Source organism: Trinickia sp. Z7 (assembly GCF_056498045.1).
This window is the reverse complement of sequence record NZ_JAUEQW010000035.1, coordinates 1-2,988: the sequence shown is the minus strand read 5'-3', so window position 1 is coordinate 2,988 and position 2,988 is coordinate 1. Positions and strand designations below refer to the sequence as shown.

4 protein-coding genes are annotated in these 2,988 nt (G+C 62.6%); 3 read left to right on the top strand and 1 reads right to left on the bottom strand.

Going from position 1 to position 2,988, the window contains the following annotated elements:
- Positions 1-85: 85 nt before the first annotated feature.
- From tnpA to tnpC, 3 genes are all read left to right on the top strand, one after another.
- Positions 86-550, top strand: a complete 465-nt coding sequence (gene tnpA, locus QQS38_RS25815) for an IS66-like element accessory protein TnpA (RefSeq protein ID WP_479648171.1) — start codon at positions 86-88, stop codon at positions 548-550.
- The gene (gene tnpB / locus QQS38_RS25810) at positions 550-903 is read left to right on the top strand and encodes an IS66 family insertion sequence element accessory protein TnpB (protein ID WP_184049718.1); all 354 of its coding nucleotides are present in this window, start codon (positions 550-552) and stop codon (positions 901-903) included. Before tnpA ends, tnpB begins: the two co-directional genes overlap by 1 nt.
- A gap of 99 nt (positions 904-1,002) precedes the next feature.
- Positions 1,003-2,625, top strand: a complete 1,623-nt coding sequence (gene tnpC / locus QQS38_RS25805) for an IS66 family transposase (RefSeq protein ID WP_479648170.1) — start codon at positions 1,003-1,005, stop codon at positions 2,623-2,625.
- Between the two features lie 9 nt (positions 2,626-2,634).
- On the opposite strand, the gene QQS38_RS25800 is transcribed toward tnpC, so the two are convergent.
- Positions 2,635-2,895, bottom strand: a complete 261-nt coding sequence (locus QQS38_RS25800; protein WP_479648169.1) for a hypothetical protein — start codon at positions 2,893-2,895, stop codon at positions 2,635-2,637.
- Positions 2,896-2,988: the final 93 nt, after the last annotated feature.

Genomic DNA, 2,988 nt, shown 5'->3' with positions numbered 1-2,988 from the left:
GTAAGCGCGAATTTGACCGCACCTAGAATCGGAAGCTGAACAAGCGCAGGCTTGCGTCCGCAACTACAACTTGCGGACGCAACCGATGACACAGAACGAAGTTGATTTCCTGCCACTGCGGGTGACCGGCGTGACCGCGACGGGCAAGCGCAGGTTTGACGCCGAGGGTAAGCGCAAGCTGGTTGAAGCCTGCCTGCAGCCGGGCGCGTCAATTGCCGGACTGGCGTTGAAGGCGGGTGTGAACGCGAACCAGCTGCATAAGTGGATTCAATTGCGCGAACGCGCGAATGCTGTCGCTGCGACGGTAAGCGTCGAGTCGTTGCCATCGGCATTCGTGCCGGTCGTCACGGTGGGCGAAGTGGCGCCGATGCGCACGAACCCCGAGCCGGCGAGCGTGCGGCGAACGTCGCACAGATACGAATCGGCGAAGGCAATGACGCCGGCGCGACTATCAGCGCAGTTGCCCAACGGCGTGACGCTGCAGCTCGAATGCGCCGCACACGATGGCGCTCTCGTGAAGGCGATGATCGAAGCGTTGGGGGCACGCTGATGTTCCGCTTCGACGCGGACCTGCGGATCTACCTGCACCGCGAGCCGATTGACTTCCGTGCCGGAATCAATAGCCTGGTTACGCTGGTCGAGCAGTCGATGCAGCTCGATCCGCTTGCGCGAGCCGTCTTCGCGTTCCACAACCGCAAACGCGATCGCGTGAAGCTTCTGCTGTATGATCGGGCCGGATTCTGGCTTCTATTGAAACGCCTCGAGGCCGACCGTTTCGTTTGGCCCCGCCGTCAGCAAGCCGTGATCGAACTGACGGCCGAGCAGCTTCACCTGCTGCTCGACGGCGTCGATGTCGACGCCGTGCGCCGCCACCCCGCGCGGCAGTACTGCCACGCGAGCTGAAGCAGGGTATCGCCGCCGTTGCCGGTAAACAACAGCGGCTTTAGCTGTTACAAATTCGCGTAAACCTATTTGGCTCTGCGATTCGCTATCGTTGAGCGCATGTCCCCTCCCGATCTCCCCCGACTCCCGCGCACCGCCAAGGCCTATATCCACAAGCTGGAGGAGCGGGTGGCGGCCGATGCGCAGCTCATTGCCGAGCGTGATGCCAGGATTGACGAATTGACCCGGCGCCTGGATGCGCTCGAAGAGCAATATCGTCTCGCGTTGGCCCGACAGTACGCGCCCAAGAGCGAGAAGCGCCGCGACCGTGTGTTTAATGAGGCCGAGGAGGCCGTCCACGCCGAGCCGCCTGAGGAGGACGACGGTGAAGCACTGACGCTGCCCGATACCGGTTTGCCTGAACTCGGCCAGCCGGAACCGCGCAAGCGTGGCCGCAAGCCGCTGCCCGCAGACCTGCCGCGCGAGCGAATCGAGTACGATCTGCCCGAGGACCAGAAGATCTGCCCGTGTTGTAGCAAGGCGATGCATCGGATGGGCGAGGAAATCAGCGAGCAGTTGCACATGGAGGTCAAGGTCTCGGTGCTGCAGCACGCGCGCTTCAAGTACGCGTGTCGGCACTGCGAACGTCACGGCACGCACACACCGATCGTGATCGCGCCGATGCCGGCGCAGCCCTTGCCGGGCAGTCACGCGAGTGCATCGATGATCGCCGCCGTCACGGCCGGCAAGTATGTCGACGGCACGCCGCTGTACCGGATGGAAGACGTGCTCGCGCGCTCGAATATCGCGGTCAGCCGCGGCACGCTGGCGAACTGGATCATCCGCCCCGCCCAGCTTCACTACAAGCGCCTGTTCGAGGCGCTCAAGAAGATTCTGCTAGATCAGTGGCTGATTCACGGCGACGAGACCACTGTCCAGGTCCTGAAGGAGAACGGCCGAAACGCGCAGGACAAGTCATACATGTGGGTCTACCGAAGCGCGGAGGATAGCGAGCAGCCGGTGGTTCTGTTCGACTACCAGCCGGGGCGCGGCCAGCAGTACCCGAAGGAATTCCTCGGAGAGTACGCGGGCACGCTGATGACGGACGGCTGGCCCGCGTGGCGGACGGTCAAATCGGCGACGCACCTCGGATGCCTTGCACATGGACGTCGGATGTTCACGGACGCGCTCAAAGGGCAGAAGAACAAACCGAGCCCCCGAATCACGAAGGCGCTCGAATTCTTCCAGGCGCTGTACCAAGTCGAGGCGCTCGCCAAACAAACCCTGCCCGAGGGCGAGACGCTGGCCGATTACCGGTACCGCCTGCGCCAACAGCACAGCGTGCCGCTGCTAAACGCCTTCAAAACCTGGCTCGACGAACTCGCGCCGAAGGTTCTGCCCAAGAGCCTGCTGGGCGAGGCGATCGGCTACTGCCTTCGGCAATGGCCTTACCTGAGTCGCTATGTGGACGACGGCCGCTCTGCAATAGACAACAACGTCATCGAGCGCGACATCAGGCCCTTTGTGACCGGACGAAAGTCGTGGCTCTTTAGCGATACGGTCGACGGCGCGAAAGCGAGCGCGATGGTCTACAGCCTGATGCTCACGTGTCGCGCCTGTGGCGTCGATCCCCATGCCTATCTGCTGCACGTGCTGACCGAATTGCCGCAGCGCGCACCCCACGCCGATATTAGCGACCTGCTACCGTTCAACTTCGCTCGACAGCAAACCGTTACTGGGTAACTCCGATCCCTATCGCACCGGGCCGAAGTATCGGTCCCACTGTTCCGAGTCGGGATCGAGTCGGCGCACGATCGCATCGTCTGCCCGCGCGATCAACCGCTCCAGCATCTGGCGCTTCGTTACCGAGTAACGGCGAGCTAGCCGCGTCAGAGCAAGATACGCTTCGGTGCTGATCCACATATCCAGACGTCGATCACCGTTGCCGTCCTTGCCTGCCGTCTCGCGCCTTGCTCGATAAGCCGCTTGCCGCTGCGCCGTCGTTTGCGTCATCTCGCACCTCCCTCGTTACCCGGTAACCGTCGATATGAAACATGTTACCCGGTAACGGGGCCCCTTACGACGTGTGGCGGATCTAGCGCTTAC